Genomic DNA, 17,658 nt, shown 5'->3' on the forward strand with positions numbered 1-17,658 from the left:
TTCCTTCGGTCACTCCTTACAGCCTCTATTAATAAAAAATCGTTCATTCATCCCTGTTCCAGGTGAATTTCTTGCTTGGAACACTAAAAGAGCATTACAGCAAATTATAGCATGAATTGGGCTGTAGTTCCACATCCAAAGCACATGTCCCTTCGTCTAATCCGTAACATGCCATGTTCAGAAGAACACTCAGAAAATACAAAAACCTGAGCCTTGCCATCAGGGGTGGAATTAACCGGCCCCTGTTGGCTGTGCTCAGGTTTATATGTTATTCAGACCGCCATAATTGGGGGCTGAAGCTATTACATGTAATTAATCGATGATTTCAGCAGTGTCGCCATTACGAGCGCCAGCAGCGTTAGCTTCATCTGTATCAATATGCATGTCCAGTGCGAAAGAATCGGATACACGAGCCAGTACATTTTCCAGTACAAGACCGCGATCTCCGCCGAGGCGAACTTTCAGCATTTGTTTGTCCTCGATACCCCATTTAGCAGCATCAGAAGTATGGAAGTGAATGTGACGAGCAGCAACGATAACCCCTTTATCAATCGTTACCTCGCCAGCAGGACCTTTAATTGTGATTCCTGGTGTACCTTCAATGCTTCCAGATTCACGTACAGGTGCTTTAACACCAATCGCAAATGAATCTGTCATGGAGATCTCCAGTTGCGTTTCAGGGCGAACAGGTCCAAGGATACGCACTTTATCAAACTGTCCTTTCGAACCAATTACCGCTACAGTTTCGTTAGCAGCGTATTGGCCAGGCTGGGACAGAGGTTTAAATTCAGTCAGTTCATAACCTTTACCAAACAAAATTTCAACGTGCTCTTGGGATACATGAATGTGACGGGCAGATACGCCCACAGGTACTGTTTTACTCATTGTAAATTCACTCCTTGTTTATCTATGGCCTGTACTCAGGCTCTTACCAATCCAATGGTATTATACCCCTTTTTGGAGTGAAATGAAAACGAACTGGTGAAAATTCATGAAATACACTTATTTCACCATCATTCCCGTCCTTTATTTGGAAAACTAGTTTCAATTCAACACATTCAGCGCACACACCAGTTCACTATTTCACGGAATTCCCCTTTATCTTCGGATTGCTCTCTGGCAAGTGTTCCCCCAGATAACTCATCGCATTCCCCCACAACCAGCCACGAACCAGATGTTCATCATAATGTTTGAGCAGGATTTCCGTCAGTCTCGGATAATGCCCTGAGTGTTCAAGTCTCTGAATATACGTGGAGATCCCATCAAAATCAGACCCCATCATCAGATGGTTCTGCCCGCCCAGAGAACAAATCTCCTCAATATGAGGAAGCAGATCTTCTATACGTACCTCACCCTCCTGTTTTACAAACCAGGGCACAAACGTCAGTCCGATCCGCCCTTCCCGGGCAATGATGGCCTGAATCTGATCATCTTTCAGATTACGCACATGGGGACATACGCTATAACTGTTGGAGTGGGAGGCGATAAAAGGACGTTTACTCAAATCAGCCAGCTCCCAGAAACCTTTCTCCGTCAAATGTGACACATCTAACAGCATTCCCATTTCATTACACTGGCGCACCAGTTCTTTCCCCTTCTCGGTCAGACCTGCTCCACGCTTCTCCATTACTCCGTCAGCCGCCCAATTGGCATAGTTCCACGTTAGTCCAATGATTCGAACACCCATCTGATAACATAACTCCAGATAGAACAGGTTGCCCTCCAGACCATCCACACCTTCCAGTGTGATTAATCCCCAGGGACCCTCTGTTTGCCCCACCTGAGCCACCTGTTCACGCCATAACAACGTCTGTGTACCGCCAGGCCGCTCCTGACTTCTCTCTACACGTCTACGATATATCTCCAATTGCCCCATAACATGTTCAAACTTGCCTCTTCCAAGAACTTCGGGTAAATAGATGGCAAACGCCTGCAACCCAACTCTACCCTCTTTCAAGCGTTGCAAATTCACATCCAGTTGTGGAGCATCTTCAAAAGAAAAAGCAGGCTGCATCAAAATTTTGCTCAGTGCATCACAGTGAAAATCGGCTACACGCCAATCCGACATGGACATCTTAAACCCTCCTCCATATTTCATTGCAAAAAAACGCAAAAAAACCTGTCTACATCGTAAACAGGTTCAATGCATACTGCATGTATTATCTGGGCTCCACAATCAGCTTAATGGCCGTTCGGTCCTCGCCGTCGATCACAATGTCTGTAAAAGCTGGAATACAAATCAGGTCAACTCCGCTTGGTGCTACAAATCCCCGGGCTATCGCTACCGCTTTAATGGCTTGGTTCAGTGCTCCCGCTCCAATTGCCTGCAGTTCAGCATTTCCACGTTCACGAAGAACCCCTGCAAGAGCGCCGGCTACAGAATTAGGATTGGACTTTGCTGAAACTTTTAATACATCCATGGTAAGTACCTCCCTGGGAATGTTGAAAGTTTGTTTCCACTTACTAGATGTTATTCGCGGGAGGCAAAAAAATTCCTTCTTTTTAGACGGGTTTCCCTGCAAAATGGGACAATACCCCTATTCCATGCGCCACTCGTCCTCCGTCAGACGAATTTTTTCGATGCGTGTTGCCGCGCCTGTGGCTTCATCAATTTCAACAAAAACACCATGGAAGTGCCATTTGCCATCATCCACAACAAAACGTACAGGTAGCTGGGTGTAGAACTTACGCAACACAGCCTCACGCTCCATACCCAATATGCCGTCACGAGGTCCTACCATGCCTGCATCCGTCAAGTAAGCTGTTCCTCCAGGCAAAATCCGATCATCGTTACTCTGTACATGTGTATGTGTACCTACAACGAGAGACGCACGTCCATCCAGATGCCATCCCATGGCAATCTTTTCTGACGTCGCTTCAGCATGCATATCGACCAGAATACATTTATGGTCTTGGCGTAGCTCGTCTACAATCTCATCAACCACACGGAATGGACAATCCAGAGCAGGCAGGAACGTTCTTCCTTGAAGATTGACAATCGCTAGCTCTTTCCCTTCACCTTTGACAACCGTGTATCCTCGTCCTGGTGTACCTGGTGGAAAGTTTGCTGGACGAATCATGCGGGGCTCATCATCTATAAAATCAAAAATATCCTTATTGTCCCAAGTATGATTACCAAGTGTAATACCATGTACACCCCAGTTGAAAAACTCATTCGCGATTGCACCGGTAATGCCGCGACCTGCTGCCGCATTTTCACCATTCACAATCACCACATGTGGCTTATACTTCGATTTTAGGTACGGTAAATTTTCCTTTAATGCCTTACGTCCCACGTTACCTACAATGTCACCAATAAACAAAACTTTCATTGATTACTGCCTCCTCAATTCCTGCAAAGTCCTCTTACTTCAAATGTTGAACCTTTGCAGGACTCTATCTCATGTTCCATGATGTGTAGTTGCCATTTAACAGGCTATCAACAGGAAAAGTGGCCCACTACTGCGGCCACTTTTCCGTAATGCTCTATTTTGCGTATTCAACCGCACGGGTTTCCCGGATGACGGTGACTTTGATGTGACCCGGATAGTCGAGTTCATTCTCAATCATCTTCGTGATGTCACGGGCTAAGCGGAAGGCTTCAGCATCATCGATCTTCTCAGGCTGTACCATAACGCGAACTTCGCGTCCGGCCTGAATGGCGTACGATTTCTCGACACCTTCGAAGGATTCTGAGATTTCTTCCAGCTTCTCCAGTCGTTTGATATACGTTTCCAGCGTTTCGCGGCGTGCGCCTGGTCTTGCTGCGGATAGCGCATCTGCTGCGCCAACCAACATGGCAATGACCGAAGTCGCTTCGCAATCTCCGTGATGGGACGCGATACTGTTGATTACAACCGGATGTTCTTTGTATTTCTTCGCCAGTTCCACGCCAATTTCGACGTGTGATCCTTCCACTTCGTGATCCAGCGCTTTACCGATGTCATGCAATAGACCTGCACGTCTTGCCAGAGTTACGTCTTCTCCGAGTTCGCCAGCCATCAGTCCAGCCAGATAAGCGACTTCCATGGAATGTTTCAAGACGTTTTGACCGTAACTTGTACGGAACTTCAACCGGCCCAAAATTTTGATCAGATCCGGATGCAGACCATGCACGCCCACTTCAAAGGTAGCTTGCTCACCGTATTCACGGATGCGCTCATCCACTTCTTTGCGGGATTTCTCAACCATCTCTTCAATCCGTGCCGGGTGAATACGTCCATCAGCCACCAGTTTCTCCAGGGCAGTACGGGCGATCTCACGGCGAATCGGGTCAAAGCCCGACAGAATAACAGCTTCTGGCGTATCATCGATAATGAGGTCAATCCCTGTAAGGGTTTCAAGCGCACGGATGTTACGTCCTTCACGACCGATAATCCGGCCTTTCATTTCTTCATTTGGCAGGGTAACAACAGAAACCGTTGTTTCCGCTACGTGGTCAGCCGCACAACGTTGGATGGCGAGTGTAATAATCTCGCGGGACTTTTTGTCCGCTTCTTCCTTCGCTTGTTGTTCAATGTCCTTGATCATTTGAGCCGTCTCATGACGAACTTCCTGTTCTACGTTGGACAGTATGATACTGCGTGCGTCTTCCATGGTGAGGTTGGATATACGTTCCAACTCTGTCACCTGGTTTTTGTAAATCATTTCGATCTGCTGCTGAGTCTCATCAATTCGTTTCTCTTTGTTAGCCACTTGCTCTTCTTTACGTTCGAGTGATTCCAATTTTTTATCCAGCGACTCTTCTTTTTGCAACAATCGTCTTTCTTGTCGTTGAATTTCATTCCGACGTTCACGAGTGTCTTTTTCAGCTTCAGCACGAATGCGATGGATTTCATCCTTCGCTTCCAGCACCGTTTCTTTCTTCAGTGCCTCTGCCTCTTTCTTCGCGTTCTCCACGATTTGTACGGCAGCTTGTTCCGCACTAGAGATTTTAGCCTCTGCAAGAGATTTGCGAATAAAATACCCTACTCCGAACCCAATGATTAGCGCGGCCACAACGAGAGCGATCGTGATTGCAGGATTCATACTGTTCACCTCCTCGTTGGTTCCTCCAAGGCATTCCTTGGGTCAATTTGCAGTTTTCAAACCTTACATATGTTTGGGAATAACGAATACTCACGGCGATCCCCCGCCGATTTTCATTTCACATGTACATGTTTCCACGTACTATTCACTGTTTCCAGCGAACCCATAATTAAGAATGGTATAAATCTTAAGAAACCGAAACCGCTTTTTTGGAAGGAAAAAGGGTTGTCCATTTCTTACAGACTCATGTCCATTTTAGTATTTGACGAAAGAAATTGTCAAGAGAATGCAGTATAGAGACTGTAGTCTGCTAATCCCATAACAACGCTTCGTCATCTTCAGGGCCCCCAGCCTCATCTTCTTCAATTAAACAATTCACGACACGGCGCACCATATCCATTGAAAAACCACGTCTCATTAGGAAGGGAAGCGTTTTATTTTTCTTCTCTTTAACGTCCCCTTTGACCTGATTCCATTTTTTGCGTCCGGCACTCAAGGCAGTCTCAAATTCCGCATCTGTACTAATACCTTCTAGTGCCTCAACGATGAGATCATTGGCAATGCCCTTTTGACGCAGCTCTTGCCTTATCCACAGTTTTCCCTTCCGCTTGCCCTCCATACGCTGTCTTGTCCATTCCTTCGCAAATAGATCGTCATCCACTAACTTCTCCCGTTCAAGTCGATCCAGCGTCTCTTCAATTAATGGTGCAGCAAACTCCTTCTGACGAAGTTTCTGACTTAATTCATGGCGTGTACGCGGCTTATGTTCCAAAAAGCGCAGAGACTGTGAATACGTACGCTGTCGCTCATCAGCTACAACAATTTCTTCAAGGTCCTTCTTCATAAACGTATTGCCTTGAGTCATCCTGTATTTAATCATCACATCTTCAAGAACCGTAATGGAGTGGATGCCAAAAGTGATTCGATAACGAGCTTGCCTGCTCTTCGTTCGTTCTACACGTGTAATAATAAGTTCTTCGTTATCCGGAAATTGGGATAGGCCGTCCTCTTCTGCTTCTTCATATAAATCCTCGTCATGTTGATCCATTCAGGTCTCCCCTTTCATAACATTTTCATTCTGATTACGCCAAGCACATCTTCACATAAGACAGAGAACGCTAATACAAAAGGCCGGGGACTCTGCCCGGCCTTTACTCCACAGTTAGCGTGCCAACAGCCCCTGTCCATTGGGACAGGGGCTGTTGGACAGCATGAGCACTCCCCCACTACAATCCATTATCCAGATTGATCCAAGCTCAATCAGATAAGTTTACGGAGTCCAGTGGGAAACACCCTCAGGGCCCTCCCTACAAGGGAGGATTTGAGAGATTACTCGTTGATTTCAAACAATTCTTGTTCTTCTTCTGCTTCTTTTTGTTGCTCTTCACTAGTTGGCGCAGGGACTGCGGTAGTCAAGTTACTAGCTACCCGAATTTTTTGTTCAATGATTTCAGCAATATCTTTATGCTCTTTCATGAACTGCTTCGCGTTCTCACGGCCTTGTCCTAAACGCTCGCCTTCGTAGGAGTACCATGCACCACTTTTATTAACGATGTCCAGCTCTGTACCAATGTCAATGATACTGCCTTCTCTCGAAATACCCTCGCCATACATGATATCCACTTCCGCTTGTTTAAACGGAGGTGCCACTTTGTTTTTCACAACTTTAATACGAGTACGGTTACCAATCATGTCATTGCCTGATTTGATACTCTCAATACGACGCACATCCAGACGTACTGTGGAATAAAACTTCAGAGCACGACCACCAGGTGTTGTTTCCGGGTTACCAAACATAACGCCGACTTTCTCACGAAGCTGGTTAATGAAGATTGCGATTGTTTTGGATTTGCTGATTGCACCAGACAATTTACGCAGCGCCTGAGACATCAAACGCGCTTGCAAACCAACGTGTGAATCTCCCATTTCGCCTTCAATCTCTGCTTTTGGAACCAATGCGGCTACAGAGTCAATAACGACGATATCTACTGCACCACTGCGCACAAGAGCTTCTGCAATTTCCAGCCCTTGCTCACCCGTATCTGGCTGAGATAGAAGCAATTCGTCAATGTTAACGCCCAATTTGCTTGCATATTGAGGATCAAGAGCATGCTCGGCATCGATAAATGCTGCTTGTCCACCAACACGTTGTACTTCGGCAATCGCATGCAATGCGACAGTTGTTTTACCTGAGGATTCAGGTCCATATATTTCAACAATACGGCCTTTAGGCAAGCCGCCTGTTCCTAATGCAATATCCAAAGCCAAGGAACCGCTGGGAATAATTTCCACATTCATATGAGTGGACTCACCCAGTTTCATGATGGATCCTTTACCAAATTGCTTCTCTATTTGACGGAGCGCCATATCAAGCGCGGCACGACGGTCTGACAATAAGCTCACACCCTTTACTGTTTATAAGATAATGATACCTTGTTTTAACACGTTTGCCAAGCTTTTTTTCGAACATACATTCGTTTTTTTTTGTAAAGGCCGAGGCGCCTCTTCCTCAAGGAAACTTTCCATTAAACAGAAAAAAGAACCGTAAATAAGGCTGTAAAGCCTAATTCTACGGTTCTTCCGTCTTCCTTAATTATACTTGCTTGGAACTGTAAATGCAATCGAAGCTATTAACTAATCAATCCATCGCCACAAGTTTTTGCCATAAGCGATAGAGAATCGCTTTGGCTGAACGAATGCGAACAGTCTCACGATTACCATTAATACGCAGCTCATGAATTTCCGTCTCTTTTCCACGTTCAGCAAGAGCGATGAAGACAAGTCCGGGTGGTTTACGTTCCGAATATCCCGGTCCAGCTACACCGGTAACAGCCAGGCCAAAATCAGCATCGCCAATCATACGGATCTGTTCAGCAAGCACTTTTGCAACCTCAGGACTTACCGCCCCTGGTGCATCTTCACCTTCCAGATAATCATGAGGCACATTCAGCAACTTTTCTTTAATTTCATTGGAGTAACAAACAATTCCACCTTTGAGCATTGACGCACTTCCGGGTACAGAGGTCAGACTTTGCATGACAAGCCCTCCTGTACAGCTCTCAGCAGCGCTGAGCGTCAACCCCATGTCAGACATCATGGTTACAATCGTGTACTCTATAGGCACATCCTCGTTCGCGTAGAGATGTTCTGTCAATCGCTCCCGAATCTGAACCTCCATCGCATCCAGCTTCAGCTTCGCCTCTCCCTCACTCGCAGCCTTCGTGGAGACACGTACCGTAACTTCGCCTTCACTCGCGTAAGGAGCAATCGTAGGGTCTGTCTGCGCGTCAATCAGATCCAATAGTCGATCTTCCAGAGCAGATTCACCAATACCTGCGAATTTCAGCATTCGGGAATAGATCGGCATTTCTTCCGTGAGTACATGCTGGAACAGCCAGGGCTTGACTTCCTGTTCAAACATTGGAATCAGCTCTTTAGGTGGTCCAGGCATCACAACATAATATTTGTCATTATCAGAAATCGCATTTCCTGCCGCAAGGCCCGTTTCATTGGCCAGAGGTGTTCCGCCATCAATAACGATCGCCTGACGTCGGTTATTCTCTGTCATGTCCACATTACGATCTCTGAAAAAGCTCTCAATTTTGTCCATTGCCATTCGATCTGTATGCAGTTTCCGGTTAAGAACAGCTGCGAGCGCATCCTTGGTCAGATCATCTTGGGTAGGTCCGATGCCACCGGAAAACAAAATAACGTCTGCACGGCCCTGCGCAATGCGAATAGCTTCACTAAGACGGTTCAGGTTATCCCCAACCACCGTTTGGAAATATACATCGATCCCCATCGCAGCCAATTCACGGGATAGGTATCTGGCATTAGTATTGACGATTTGTCCAAGCAGTAGCTCTGTGCCAACTGCAATGATTTCTGCCTTCATTGAGCATCCTCCTGTACACGTGGTGAGTGATCAAAGGGCAATAGGATAATTTCCTATTGCCCCTGACCCAATGCTTCCTTCATGATTACCCATTTAAGAACAAACCATTATGCTTTTGTTAAATGAAGCAAATTTTTGTTTTTGATAAAGTAATCGATACCCGACCAGATGGTAATAAGCGCTGCTGCCCATACCGCAATAATATCGACGTGAATACCCGTGTATGAAAACGGGAAATTGTTCAACAGCAACAGCACAATCGCCACAATCTGCACTACAGTCTTCAGCTTGCCCCAAGCACTAGCGGCAACAACCGAACCATCCAGCAATGCAATTTGACGCAAGCCGGTAACTGCGAATTCACGACTAATAATAACAACTGCAATCCAGGAATCCAGCTTGCCCATCTCCACAAGCGAGATCAAAACTGCAGTAACCAGCAGCTTGTCTGCGAGCGGATCAAGCAGTTTCCCCAGATTGGTAACCATGTTATTTTTCCGCGCAAGGTATCCGTCAATTCCATCTGTGCTTGCGGCGATGATAAAAATAACAGCAGCAATCAGTTGATTATACGGAAGCGAAAAACTTCCAAGCTGCAACGGCTCTGGATAAAATGGAAAATCCACGAGCAGGAACACCATCAAAAAAGGGATTAAGCAAATTCGTGCAAGCGTAATCCGGTTGGGTAAATTCACAAGACGCCCTCCCTCATATCCTCCATTACTCCAAACAATCATCATAATCCCGTTATCATCATCCGGAACATGAAATGTACAGTTTCAATGTCAATCCGTATTAACATGATCCCACTATGTAGAAACGCAAAAAATAAAGTCAACCGCTCAAAAGCAAAACCGCTTTAAACGTTCCGGTGACTTCCAGAAGATGTACTGCTTTTCACAAAGTCAGCAAACGATGAGGACTGGACTTGATGCATGACTGCCAGCAATGCACACTTAGTATAATATACGCCCAATACCGTGTCAAAAAACACTTTTGCTACAAAAAGGCCATATTACTTGAAATTTGTATATTGCAAATCCAGAGGCAGGTTAGCACCATTTAGCAACTGCATAACTGCTTGCAAATCATTTTTACTCTTACCAGTTACCCGGAGTTGGTCTCCCTGAATCTGGCTCTTCACCTTCATCTTGGAATCCCGAATCAGGATATTGATTTTCTTGGCGATGTCCTGATCAATCCCCTGTTTAAAATTCAAACGCTGGCGGACTGTACCAGAAGACGCCGGCTCTACTTTGGCATAATCAATGTTTTTCAATGGTAGACCACGCTTCGCCATTTTGGATTGCAGCACGTCAATGACAGCCTTGAGTTTGGTCTCATCATCAGATACGATCGTTAACGCATCCTTATCCAGTTTCAGGCTGCTCTTGCTGCCCTTGAAGTCATAACGAGTGCCAATTTCCTTCTCGGTTTGTGTAACGGCATTTGTCAGTTCTTGCAAGTCCATTTTGGACACGATATCAAATGAATTTTCTGAGCTCAAACCAGTCACCCTTTCAGTTAATCGTATGTTCTGTAACATTATAGAGGATACCTTAAGCAAAAGTCTAATTTCAAGCTGTTTTACACAAAGAAAAAAGCATTTTTGGCTTCCACTTGAAGTGGCTGCCAAAAATGCTTGCTGGTCCAGCTTCCAACCTAATAGCGGCTGCGGTTGGGCTGTCTGAACATATCGAGCACACCCAAAAGCACATGTGCAAGTCCAAAACCCAATATTCCGTAACCCCAAGCACTTGGAGTCAGGTAATAACCCAGGAGGCTGACAATGATCCCTAAACCTGTTACGATCCAGCTGACTGTCACAGCCATCCACCTCACTTCACCAAAAGTTAACTGCAAGTTAAGACACGGTTATTGTCTCCTGCAGTTGACCCGGTTATTCGTTCCCCGTGGTACCCCCTGTACCGTCCGTTGATCCATTTTCAACACCTGTAGAAGAAGTAGTAGTACTACTACTGTCTTCACCAAGCTTCAAACGGATCCGATTGGTCGCCTTGCCATCCGTTACAACTTGCCCGCCAACCTCAATCGTGGTCGCTGCAGCGTAACCGGACTTAATATACATGCCTGCACTATCCAACTCAAAGGTATAGCTGTCACCTTCGGCTGTGTTACCATACTCCAACTTCTCTCCACTGGAGTTTTCGCCTTTGTACACTTCCAGCCAGCTATGACCTGTTGCTTTGATCGTAACCGTTACAGGTTGCCCTGCACTACCGTTAACTTTAAAGTTCGTAATATTTCCTGATTTCCCATCTTCCGCAACAGTCACATTAGACGGTGAATTGTCAGTTGGTTCTTCCTCAGTTTCATCCGTCTGTCCGTCCGTTTGGCCATCAGTTTGACCATCCGTCTGTCCTTCCGTGTCTGTACCGCCGCCGTTACCGCCAGCTTCGCCCTCACCAGTACCGTCAGTACCTGAATCTGTCGCAGGCGGATTAGATGCCTGTCCGTTGTCGGCAGGTTGATCCGGTTTATCCTCAGGCTGTTGTTGACTGTCCGTAATTTTGACCTGATCAAGCCCCGGATTATCTGATTCATCACCATTGTTATACACCACGTATACATACAACAGTACTACGATCAAAACAGGGAATGTCCACATCAGCGCGACAGACATCCACCGATTACTACGCTCAACCGGACGGCTGGAACGCTTCTGTATAACCGGTTCCATCGTTGCTTCCGCCTCTTCTGCGGGTACGTCTTTTTTGTGTCCCTCCAGCAGCTCATCAGGGTTCAGTCCCACGGTCTCCGCATAGGTTTTGATGAAAGCACGCACATAGAAGCTACCCGGCAGCACTTTATAGTCTCCTGCTTCTATGGCCTCCAGATACCTCTTGCGAATTTTTGTCATTTCCTGTACATCGTCAAGACTCATCCCTTTTTGCAGCCGGGCCTCCCTTAACTGCTGACCCAGTTCAGACATGCCATCTCCTCCTTATGTTTATCTCTTGAGTTGTTGCTAATCTATTTCATGATTCCGTACGGTTCCTTACAATTCGTCGGTGTAGCTAGCCGTAAACGTATCATAAATAATTTCTTCATTCGGATTGTTGCGAAGTTCAATAATAATATCAAAATCATTAAAATCATATTCGGATTCCTGTACAAAAATATCCGGATGTTCAATAACTTTGGTGCTAGGCATGGTCATAATATCCTGCAACAGGTTGTAATGCCGCTCACTGGAGCGTATCGTGCTAACAATACCGTCGATAATGAACACATTGTTCGGGTTCAATTCGTCTTCGGACATTTGACTCCTTATCGTCTGACGGAGAAGTGTGGAGGAAACAAACGTCCATCGCTTCATTGCACATACGCTACCCGCAATAATGGATTCCGTTTTGCCAACACGAGGCATTCCGCGCAAACCGATGACCTGATTACCTTCCCTCTTAAATACTTCACCCAAAAAGTCCACAAGTAACCCAAGTTCATCTCGTGTGAAACGAAATGTCTTGCGATCATCCGAGTCACGGTCAATGTATCTGCCATGACGCACGGCCAAAATATCCACCAATTTAGGTTGCCGCAAAGCCGAGACGGTGATGCTGTTTACTTTGCCAAGCATTTCACCAAGCAAACGGATTTTTTCATCATCATCCGATTCAAGCAGCATGCCTCGAGTTTTGCCTTCAACACCGTTAATGGTCAATATATTCACTTCAAGCATCCCCAGCATAGAGGCAATATCGCCTAACAGACCGGGTCTGTTCTTATGTATTTTATATTCCATGTACCATTGTTTAGATTCCATTTCAACACCCCGTAATGCATTATTCCACATTATTCGACAGCAACAGAACGTGTCCACTGGACAACAATCTGAGACATCTTCTAAAAATGGGTCACGTTAATGATATATAAAATGAAAATGAATTACAAGAACAGCTCTGTAATCCGTTTGTAATCATTAGAGAAAAGCCCCCTTGCGGGAGCTCTTCATCTTTAATCTTATGCGTTTTGTTTGGCCAATTTGACCATCAGGCACGCAATCGTACGACGCTCATCTGCATCGCCGACATCCCATAACTCTTTCAATGCCCGGTTGGAATGGTTCGCCGGATCGACTTTCTCATCGAGGAAATCGCCGATTTCATACGCAAGTTTGTTGATGGTTTCTTCACTCATCCCCATCTTCTCTGCTTGCAGTACGCGGTCACCCAGGAACTTCTTCCATGTGTCAAAACTGGAGAGCACTGTTTTTTCTGTTGACATGATAAATCCTCCTTAGATGACGCATGAGATTTAAAATCAACAGTTGTAATATGTGCTTTCGAGACATTTTATATACGAGCAATTTGAAAATAATCTAGAGACGGTTGCTTCCAGGCAATCTTCACCTGTTTCGTCTACAACCAGTCAAGTTTTCTTGCTGTTTTACGTTAACCAACCGCCATTCGGACTGATAATCTGCCCATTGATATAACCCGATTCAGGGAGTGCCAGAAAATAAACCAGTGATGAGATTTCATCAGGTTGAGCAAGTCTTCCTGCTGGAATTTCCTCTTCCAGCATCTTCAGTTCACTCTGATCCAGATGGTTCAGCATGGATGTCTGAACGGCGCCAGGGGCAACGGCATTTACGGTTACTCCGGAAGGTGCGAGTTCTTTCGCAAGCGCCTTGGTGAATGCATTCACCCCACCTTTGGTTGTGGAATACAGCACCTCACAAGAAGCACCAGACAGTCCCCAGATCGACGATACATTAATGATTCGGCCATACCTTTGGGAGATCATGTGAGGCATCATTTCCTGTGTACACATAAACGTGCCTTTGAGGTTAATCGCCATCACTTCATCCCAGATCTCCTCTGTAACATCAGACAACATCCCGTAGTGCGAGATTCCTGCATTATTCACCAGAATATCTGGCATGAGATTATGCGACTCGAGCTTCTCACGCATGCGCTCAATCTGTTCCCGGCTGCGAAGATCCGCAGACACGGTCATGATTTTTCCACTGCCCTGTTCCATACACCGTCTGGCGGCTTCATTGGCTGCCTCATGCGATTTCATATAGTGTATAACAACGTTCATTCCCACTCTGGCGAAGCGTTCTGCGATAGCCGCTCCAATACCACCGCTTGCGCCAGTTACCAGTACAGTCATTTCCCCGATTGCCTTCAATTGTCCCGTTCCCCTCTCCATATCAAGGACTCACGACTAGCGATACAGCCAGTTGATCCCAGCGAATATGCTCTCTCAGTCTGAGATTTACATCTTCCAGTGTAATCGATTCATAGAGCGGGAGCATATTGAAAAAATCACCGCCACGGAATTGCTGACGTGTAAATTCATGCGCAATGTTCTCCGGAGAATTGAGCATACGCAAATATCCGCCTATTTTCTTTTTGCGTGCACGTTCAAAATCCGTGGATTCGAACCCTTTTTCTACAATGGCATCCACTTCTTCACGTATACGCGCGAGCAGTTGATCCGGGTCTTTTGTATCACCACCAATGGCTGAAAACGCATATTGCGGCGAACTGTTATACTCATGTCCAAAGCTGTCCGAGATCAGATCTTCATCGTAGAGCTTCTGGAATAAACGTGTGCTTGAGCCAAATAAAAGATCCATCATCAGTTGTGTTGTCATATCTCGCCGTAACAATTGTTCCCCGGTAAGTCCAACGTCCGTCTCCTTGAATCCAAACAGACATTTGGGCAGTGAAACAGCCAGTTTTGATTCCCGTCTGGCTTCTCCTACCTGCTCAGGCTCCGGTTCGAAGAAACGTTGAATGCTCCCCTGTGGCTTATAATCCTTCTGCTCCTGGTTCGATCGAACCATATCAATGACTTCTTGTGGATCTACACCACCCACCACAAACAAGAGCATATTACTCGGGTGATAGAAGGTGTTATAACACTCATACAACATCTCTTTGGTAATCGTACGGATGGATTCCACCGTTCCTGCAATATCGATATGCACCGGATGTTTCTGATACATGGCTTCGATCAATCCAAAATAAACACGCCAATCCGGATTATCAGCATACATGTCAATTTCCTGTCCAATAATGCCTTTTTCCTTTTCCACGTTTTGATCGGTGAAGTAAGGATTTTGCACAAAGTCGACTAATGTTTGTATATTTTCATTCACATATTCGGTCGCTGAAAACAAATAAACCGTCTGATCAAAGCTCGTAAACGCGTTAGCTGAAGCACCATGAGACGCAAATGTTGCAAAAATATCACCTGTTGGTTCTTCAAACATTTTATGCTCCAGGAAATGAGCAATCCCATCCGGGACCTTCACTTCTTCCTGCCCTTCAACCTGAAAATGATTATCCACCGATCCATACTTGGTTGCAAACGTAGCATACGTTTTCTGGAATCCCGGTTTAGGCAAAATATAGACATGCAGTCCGTTATCCATTACTTCGTAATATAGTGTCTCCTGCAAATGCTCATACCGAATGCTCTCCACCGATTATTCCTCCTTCTCATCCCGCAAGAAATAAATCGTATCCAGACGGAATTGTTCTGCCGCCTCACGCACATCTTCCTTGCTAATATGTTCTACTTGAGCCAACAGTTCTTCAGCCGTTCTTTCTTTGCCAGACAACTGTCGATTGAAGTCATAAGCGATCATCTCAAAAGCAGAATCCTGCATTTCCTTAAGCAGGTTACGGATCATCGCTTTGGTCTGGGACATTTCAAGGTCACTGATTGTACCGCTTTTCATTTCTTCCAGCTGCTGCTTGATGATCGTGACGGCCTTCTCATAATTCGGGATTTCAATCCCGGATTGAATCGTTGCAATGCCCTTATGTCCGTCATATCGCGAAGATGCGTAATACGCCAGGCTTTCTTTTTCACGAACATTGACAAACAGTTTGGAATGAGGATACCCACCGAGAATCCCGTTGTACATTAGTGCTGCGGCATACTGAGGATCTCCATAAGTGATAGATGTACGGAGTCCCATATTGAGTTTTCCCTGACTCACATTCAGTCGCTCAACAACGGTCTCTACTTCCTTATCTCCTCGAACCGCTGCCTGTGTCTGGTAATCAGAGGAGGACGTTCGATCTACATTGAAATGACGCTGAACAAGGTTCTCGACCTCCTCCAGTGTCGTATCCCCTACCACGTACAGATCCATACTCGCCTGCTGCAGCCACTCCTGATAAGATGCAGTCAGTGTGTCGGGCTCAATCCCGGGCAGATCCTTTCGCTCACCCAGTGGGTGAAGACGGTACGGCTCGTTCTTGCACATTTCCTCGATACTGCGTTCAGCGGCATAGCGCATTTTATCATTCACGATGGACTCCAGCTTTTTACGAACCGTCTCTCGCTCTGCTTGTACATAAGACGTCCTGAAATGTCCATTCTCCTGTGCAGGTCGTGTAAGAACCTCTCCAAGGAAGGCAAATGAACGATCCAGTAGCTGCTCATCCCCTCCAACAAATGAATCATTAATGGTATCCATTCGGAACTGCACAATCTGGTAATCCCCGCGTTTATAGACGTCAAAACCAAAACCTGCTCCATACAGATGCTCCAGTTGCTCACGAAATTGCGTTGTTTCCGGATAGGACTCCGTGCCGCGTCGCAGAACAAAAGGGGTCAGCGCTACTTTGGTTACTGTATCTTCCCGTAAGGGAACTCCTGCATATAGCGATATAGCAAACGTTTTGAAACGTTTAGTCGGAAGCACATGTATACGAAACTCTCTCTTGCTACCTCGTTCGAATCCTGATGTATTCAAATGTCAAAACCCCTTTACGGCGTCATTTATCATGCAATCGTATTAAGCTAAACGTAACAACCATTTTAACCCATTCAAAAGGCAAGAAGCAACCGAAGTCACGCCTTCTGGTTGCTTCCAACATCATCACATACAAAAGATATGCTGTCCGATTGTTTTCACTTGTGGGCGGGTCCAGATCCATTTGGATGTTGCTGTCTTCGGGTTAAAATAATAGAGACATCCACCGGACGGATCCCAACCATTCAGGGCCTGCTCAACTGCCTTTTTGGCTTGTGCGTTTGGTTCCAGATAGATCTGTCCGTCCGCTACAGCCGTAAATGCACCTGGTTGAAAAATCACACCAGAAGGCGTACTTGGAAAGCTAGGTGAATTTACGCGATTCAAAATTACTGCTGCTACTGCGACTTGACCTTCAAACGGTTCACCCCGGGCTTCACCATATACTGCGTTAGCCATAATCTTGAGTTCATTCTCTGAGAGACCAAGGGCATTGGCAGATCCCATATTGTCTTGCTCTTTATCTGCCGTATTGTTGCTGCCTCCACCCCCACCTGAGGATTCCTTGTGTAGTGGCGGCTCTGTTGGGGACCATTTGGTTGACGCATTGTACAGCTTGAGCTTGGTCTCAGCTCCAACCACACCATCTGCCTTCATGCCAAACTCGGATTGAAACCATTTGACGGATTTCAGCGTGCTGCTGCCAAAATTACTGTCGATTTTACCATTGTAAAATCCCAGATACTTCAGACGCCCCTGAAGCTCATATACATCCTGACCGTAACTTCCATATTTCACTGTATTGCTGCTAAACGTAGGCAAGGCCTTTTCTTCTACCTGTGGTGTACGCTCGGCTGAACTTTCAGTTGCTGTATTCCCAGGAAGCAAATAACGAATTCCCAATGCGGATATCAGCAAAATAGCAGTGAAAAGCCATAGGTTCATTTTTCGCATCGACTGTGCTCTACCTTTCTCTTGTGGGATTAAC

Annotated in this window: 18 protein-coding genes; all 18 read right to left on the reverse strand. The window is 45.9% G+C overall.

The window, feature by feature from the left end; translation table 11 throughout:
• Positions 1-312: 312 nt before the first annotated feature.
• The 18 genes from NSQ38_RS24360 to sleB all read right to left on the reverse strand — a co-directional run bounded on the left by NSQ38_RS24360 (position 313) and on the right by sleB (position 17,624).
• The gene (locus tag NSQ38_RS24360; protein WP_017689107.1) at positions 313-885 is read right to left on the reverse strand and encodes a phosphate propanoyltransferase; all 573 of its coding nucleotides are present in this window, start codon (positions 883-885) and stop codon (positions 313-315) included.
• 193 nt (positions 886-1,078) lie between these two features.
• On the reverse strand, positions 1,079-2,074 hold the full coding sequence (locus tag NSQ38_RS24365) for a dipeptidase (RefSeq protein WP_339784521.1): 996 nt from the start codon (positions 2,072-2,074) through the stop codon (positions 1,079-1,081).
• 85 nt (positions 2,075-2,159) lie between these two features.
• Positions 2,160-2,420 carry a stage V sporulation protein S gene (locus tag NSQ38_RS24370; protein ID WP_007430104.1) on the reverse strand — a complete coding sequence of 87 codons (261 nt, stop codon included), beginning with the start codon at positions 2,418-2,420 and terminating at the stop codon, positions 2,160-2,162.
• Positions 2,421-2,537: 117 nt separating this feature from the next.
• Positions 2,538-3,332, reverse strand: a complete 795-nt coding sequence (locus tag NSQ38_RS24375) for a TIGR00282 family metallophosphoesterase (protein WP_339784523.1) — start codon at positions 3,330-3,332, stop codon at positions 2,538-2,540.
• Positions 3,333-3,486: 154 nt separating this feature from the next.
• Positions 3,487-5,028 (reverse strand): ribonuclease Y, encoded by a 1,542-nt coding sequence (gene rny, locus NSQ38_RS24380; protein WP_036609258.1) that lies wholly within the window; start codon positions 5,026-5,028, stop codon positions 3,487-3,489.
• 310 nt (positions 5,029-5,338) lie between these two features.
• Complete coding sequence (locus tag NSQ38_RS24385; RefSeq protein WP_339784526.1) at positions 5,339-6,076, reverse strand: regulatory protein RecX; 738 nt, start codon at positions 6,074-6,076, stop codon at positions 5,339-5,341.
• A 281-nt stretch (positions 6,077-6,357) separates the two neighbouring features.
• Positions 6,358-7,422, reverse strand: a complete 1,065-nt coding sequence (gene recA, locus NSQ38_RS24390; RefSeq protein WP_062833851.1) for a recombinase RecA — start codon at positions 7,420-7,422, stop codon at positions 6,358-6,360.
• Between the two features lie 244 nt (positions 7,423-7,666).
• The gene (locus tag NSQ38_RS24395; protein WP_091017238.1) at positions 7,667-8,923 is read right to left on the reverse strand and encodes a competence/damage-inducible protein A; all 1,257 of its coding nucleotides are present in this window, start codon (positions 8,921-8,923) and stop codon (positions 7,667-7,669) included.
• Positions 8,924-9,030: 107 nt separating this feature from the next.
• On the reverse strand, positions 9,031-9,618 hold the full coding sequence (gene pgsA, locus NSQ38_RS24400; RefSeq protein ID WP_062833849.1) for a CDP-diacylglycerol--glycerol-3-phosphate 3-phosphatidyltransferase: 588 nt from the start codon (positions 9,616-9,618) through the stop codon (positions 9,031-9,033).
• Between the two features lie 320 nt (positions 9,619-9,938).
• Positions 9,939-10,430 (reverse strand): YajQ family cyclic di-GMP-binding protein, encoded by a 492-nt coding sequence (locus NSQ38_RS24405; RefSeq protein WP_017689115.1) that lies wholly within the window; start codon positions 10,428-10,430, stop codon positions 9,939-9,941.
• Between the two features lie 155 nt (positions 10,431-10,585).
• Positions 10,586-10,750, reverse strand: a complete 165-nt coding sequence (locus tag NSQ38_RS24410; RefSeq protein WP_167350848.1) for a hypothetical protein — start codon at positions 10,748-10,750, stop codon at positions 10,586-10,588.
• Between the two features lie 73 nt (positions 10,751-10,823).
• Positions 10,824-11,876, reverse strand: coding sequence for a RodZ domain-containing protein (locus tag NSQ38_RS24415; protein ID WP_339784528.1), 1,053 nt, complete (start codon positions 11,874-11,876; stop codon positions 10,824-10,826).
• A gap of 66 nt (positions 11,877-11,942) precedes the next feature.
• On the reverse strand, positions 11,943-12,710 hold the full coding sequence (locus NSQ38_RS24420) for a DUF3388 domain-containing protein (protein ID WP_024630282.1): 768 nt from the start codon (positions 12,708-12,710) through the stop codon (positions 11,943-11,945).
• Between the two features lie 197 nt (positions 12,711-12,907).
• Complete coding sequence (locus NSQ38_RS24425; RefSeq protein WP_017689119.1) at positions 12,908-13,171, reverse strand: DUF3243 domain-containing protein; 264 nt, start codon at positions 13,169-13,171, stop codon at positions 12,908-12,910.
• A gap of 162 nt (positions 13,172-13,333) precedes the next feature.
• Positions 13,334-14,104, reverse strand: coding sequence for a 3-oxoacyl-ACP reductase FabG (fabG, locus tag NSQ38_RS24430; RefSeq protein WP_026081137.1), 771 nt, complete (start codon positions 14,102-14,104; stop codon positions 13,334-13,336).
• Position 14,105: 1 nt separating this feature from the next.
• A complete protein-coding gene (locus NSQ38_RS24435; protein WP_249911077.1) occupies positions 14,106-15,386 on the reverse strand; it encodes a pitrilysin family protein in 1,281 nt (426 codons plus the stop codon).
• Positions 15,387-15,389: 3 nt separating this feature from the next.
• On the reverse strand, positions 15,390-16,670 hold the full coding sequence (locus NSQ38_RS24440; protein WP_074094590.1) for a pitrilysin family protein: 1,281 nt from the start codon (positions 16,668-16,670) through the stop codon (positions 15,390-15,392).
• 126 nt (positions 16,671-16,796) lie between these two features.
• Complete coding sequence (gene sleB / locus NSQ38_RS24445) at positions 16,797-17,624, reverse strand: spore cortex-lytic enzyme (protein ID WP_047842506.1); 828 nt, start codon at positions 17,622-17,624, stop codon at positions 16,797-16,799.
• Positions 17,625-17,658: the final 34 nt, after the last annotated feature.

It is taken from the genome of Paenibacillus sp. FSL R7-0313 (genome assembly GCF_037969885.1).
GTDB lineage: Bacteria > Bacillota > Bacilli > Paenibacillales > Paenibacillaceae > Paenibacillus.

Excerpts from the sequence above, each read along its gene's own strand:
- rny (WP_036609258.1), bottom strand. The coding sequence starts at position 5,028 with ATGAATCCTGCAATCACGATCGCTCTCGTTGTGGCCGCGCTAATCATT.
- NSQ38_RS24425 (WP_017689119.1), bottom strand. The coding sequence starts at position 13,171 with ATGTCAACAGAAAAAACAGTGCTCTCCAGTTTTGACACATGGAAGAAG.
- NSQ38_RS24370 (WP_007430104.1), bottom strand. The coding sequence starts at position 2,420 with ATGGATGTATTAAAAGTTTCAGCAAAGTCCAATCCTAATTCTGTAGCC.
- NSQ38_RS24385 (WP_339784526.1), bottom strand. The coding sequence starts at position 6,076 with ATGGATCAACATGACGAGGATTTATATGAAGAAGCAGAAGAGGACGGC.
- fabG (WP_026081137.1), bottom strand. The coding sequence starts at position 14,104 with ATGGAGAGGGGAACGGGACAATTGAAGGCAATCGGGGAAATGACTGTA.
- NSQ38_RS24415 (WP_339784528.1), bottom strand. The coding sequence starts at position 11,876 with ATGTCTGAACTGGGTCAGCAGTTAAGGGAGGCCCGGCTGCAAAAAGGG.
- sleB (WP_047842506.1), bottom strand. The coding sequence starts at position 17,624 with ATGCGAAAAATGAACCTATGGCTTTTCACTGCTATTTTGCTGATATCC.
- NSQ38_RS24420 (WP_024630282.1), bottom strand. The coding sequence starts at position 12,710 with ATGGAATCTAAACAATGGTACATGGAATATAAAATACATAAGAACAGA.
- NSQ38_RS24395 (WP_091017238.1), bottom strand. The coding sequence starts at position 8,923 with ATGAAGGCAGAAATCATTGCAGTTGGCACAGAGCTACTGCTTGGACAA.
- NSQ38_RS24360 (WP_017689107.1), bottom strand. The coding sequence starts at position 885 with ATGAGTAAAACAGTACCTGTGGGCGTATCTGCCCGTCACATTCATGTA.
- NSQ38_RS24375 (WP_339784523.1), bottom strand. The coding sequence starts at position 3,332 with ATGAAAGTTTTGTTTATTGGTGACATTGTAGGTAACGTGGGACGTAAG.
- NSQ38_RS24365 (WP_339784521.1), bottom strand. The coding sequence starts at position 2,074 with ATGTCCATGTCGGATTGGCGTGTAGCCGATTTTCACTGTGATGCACTG.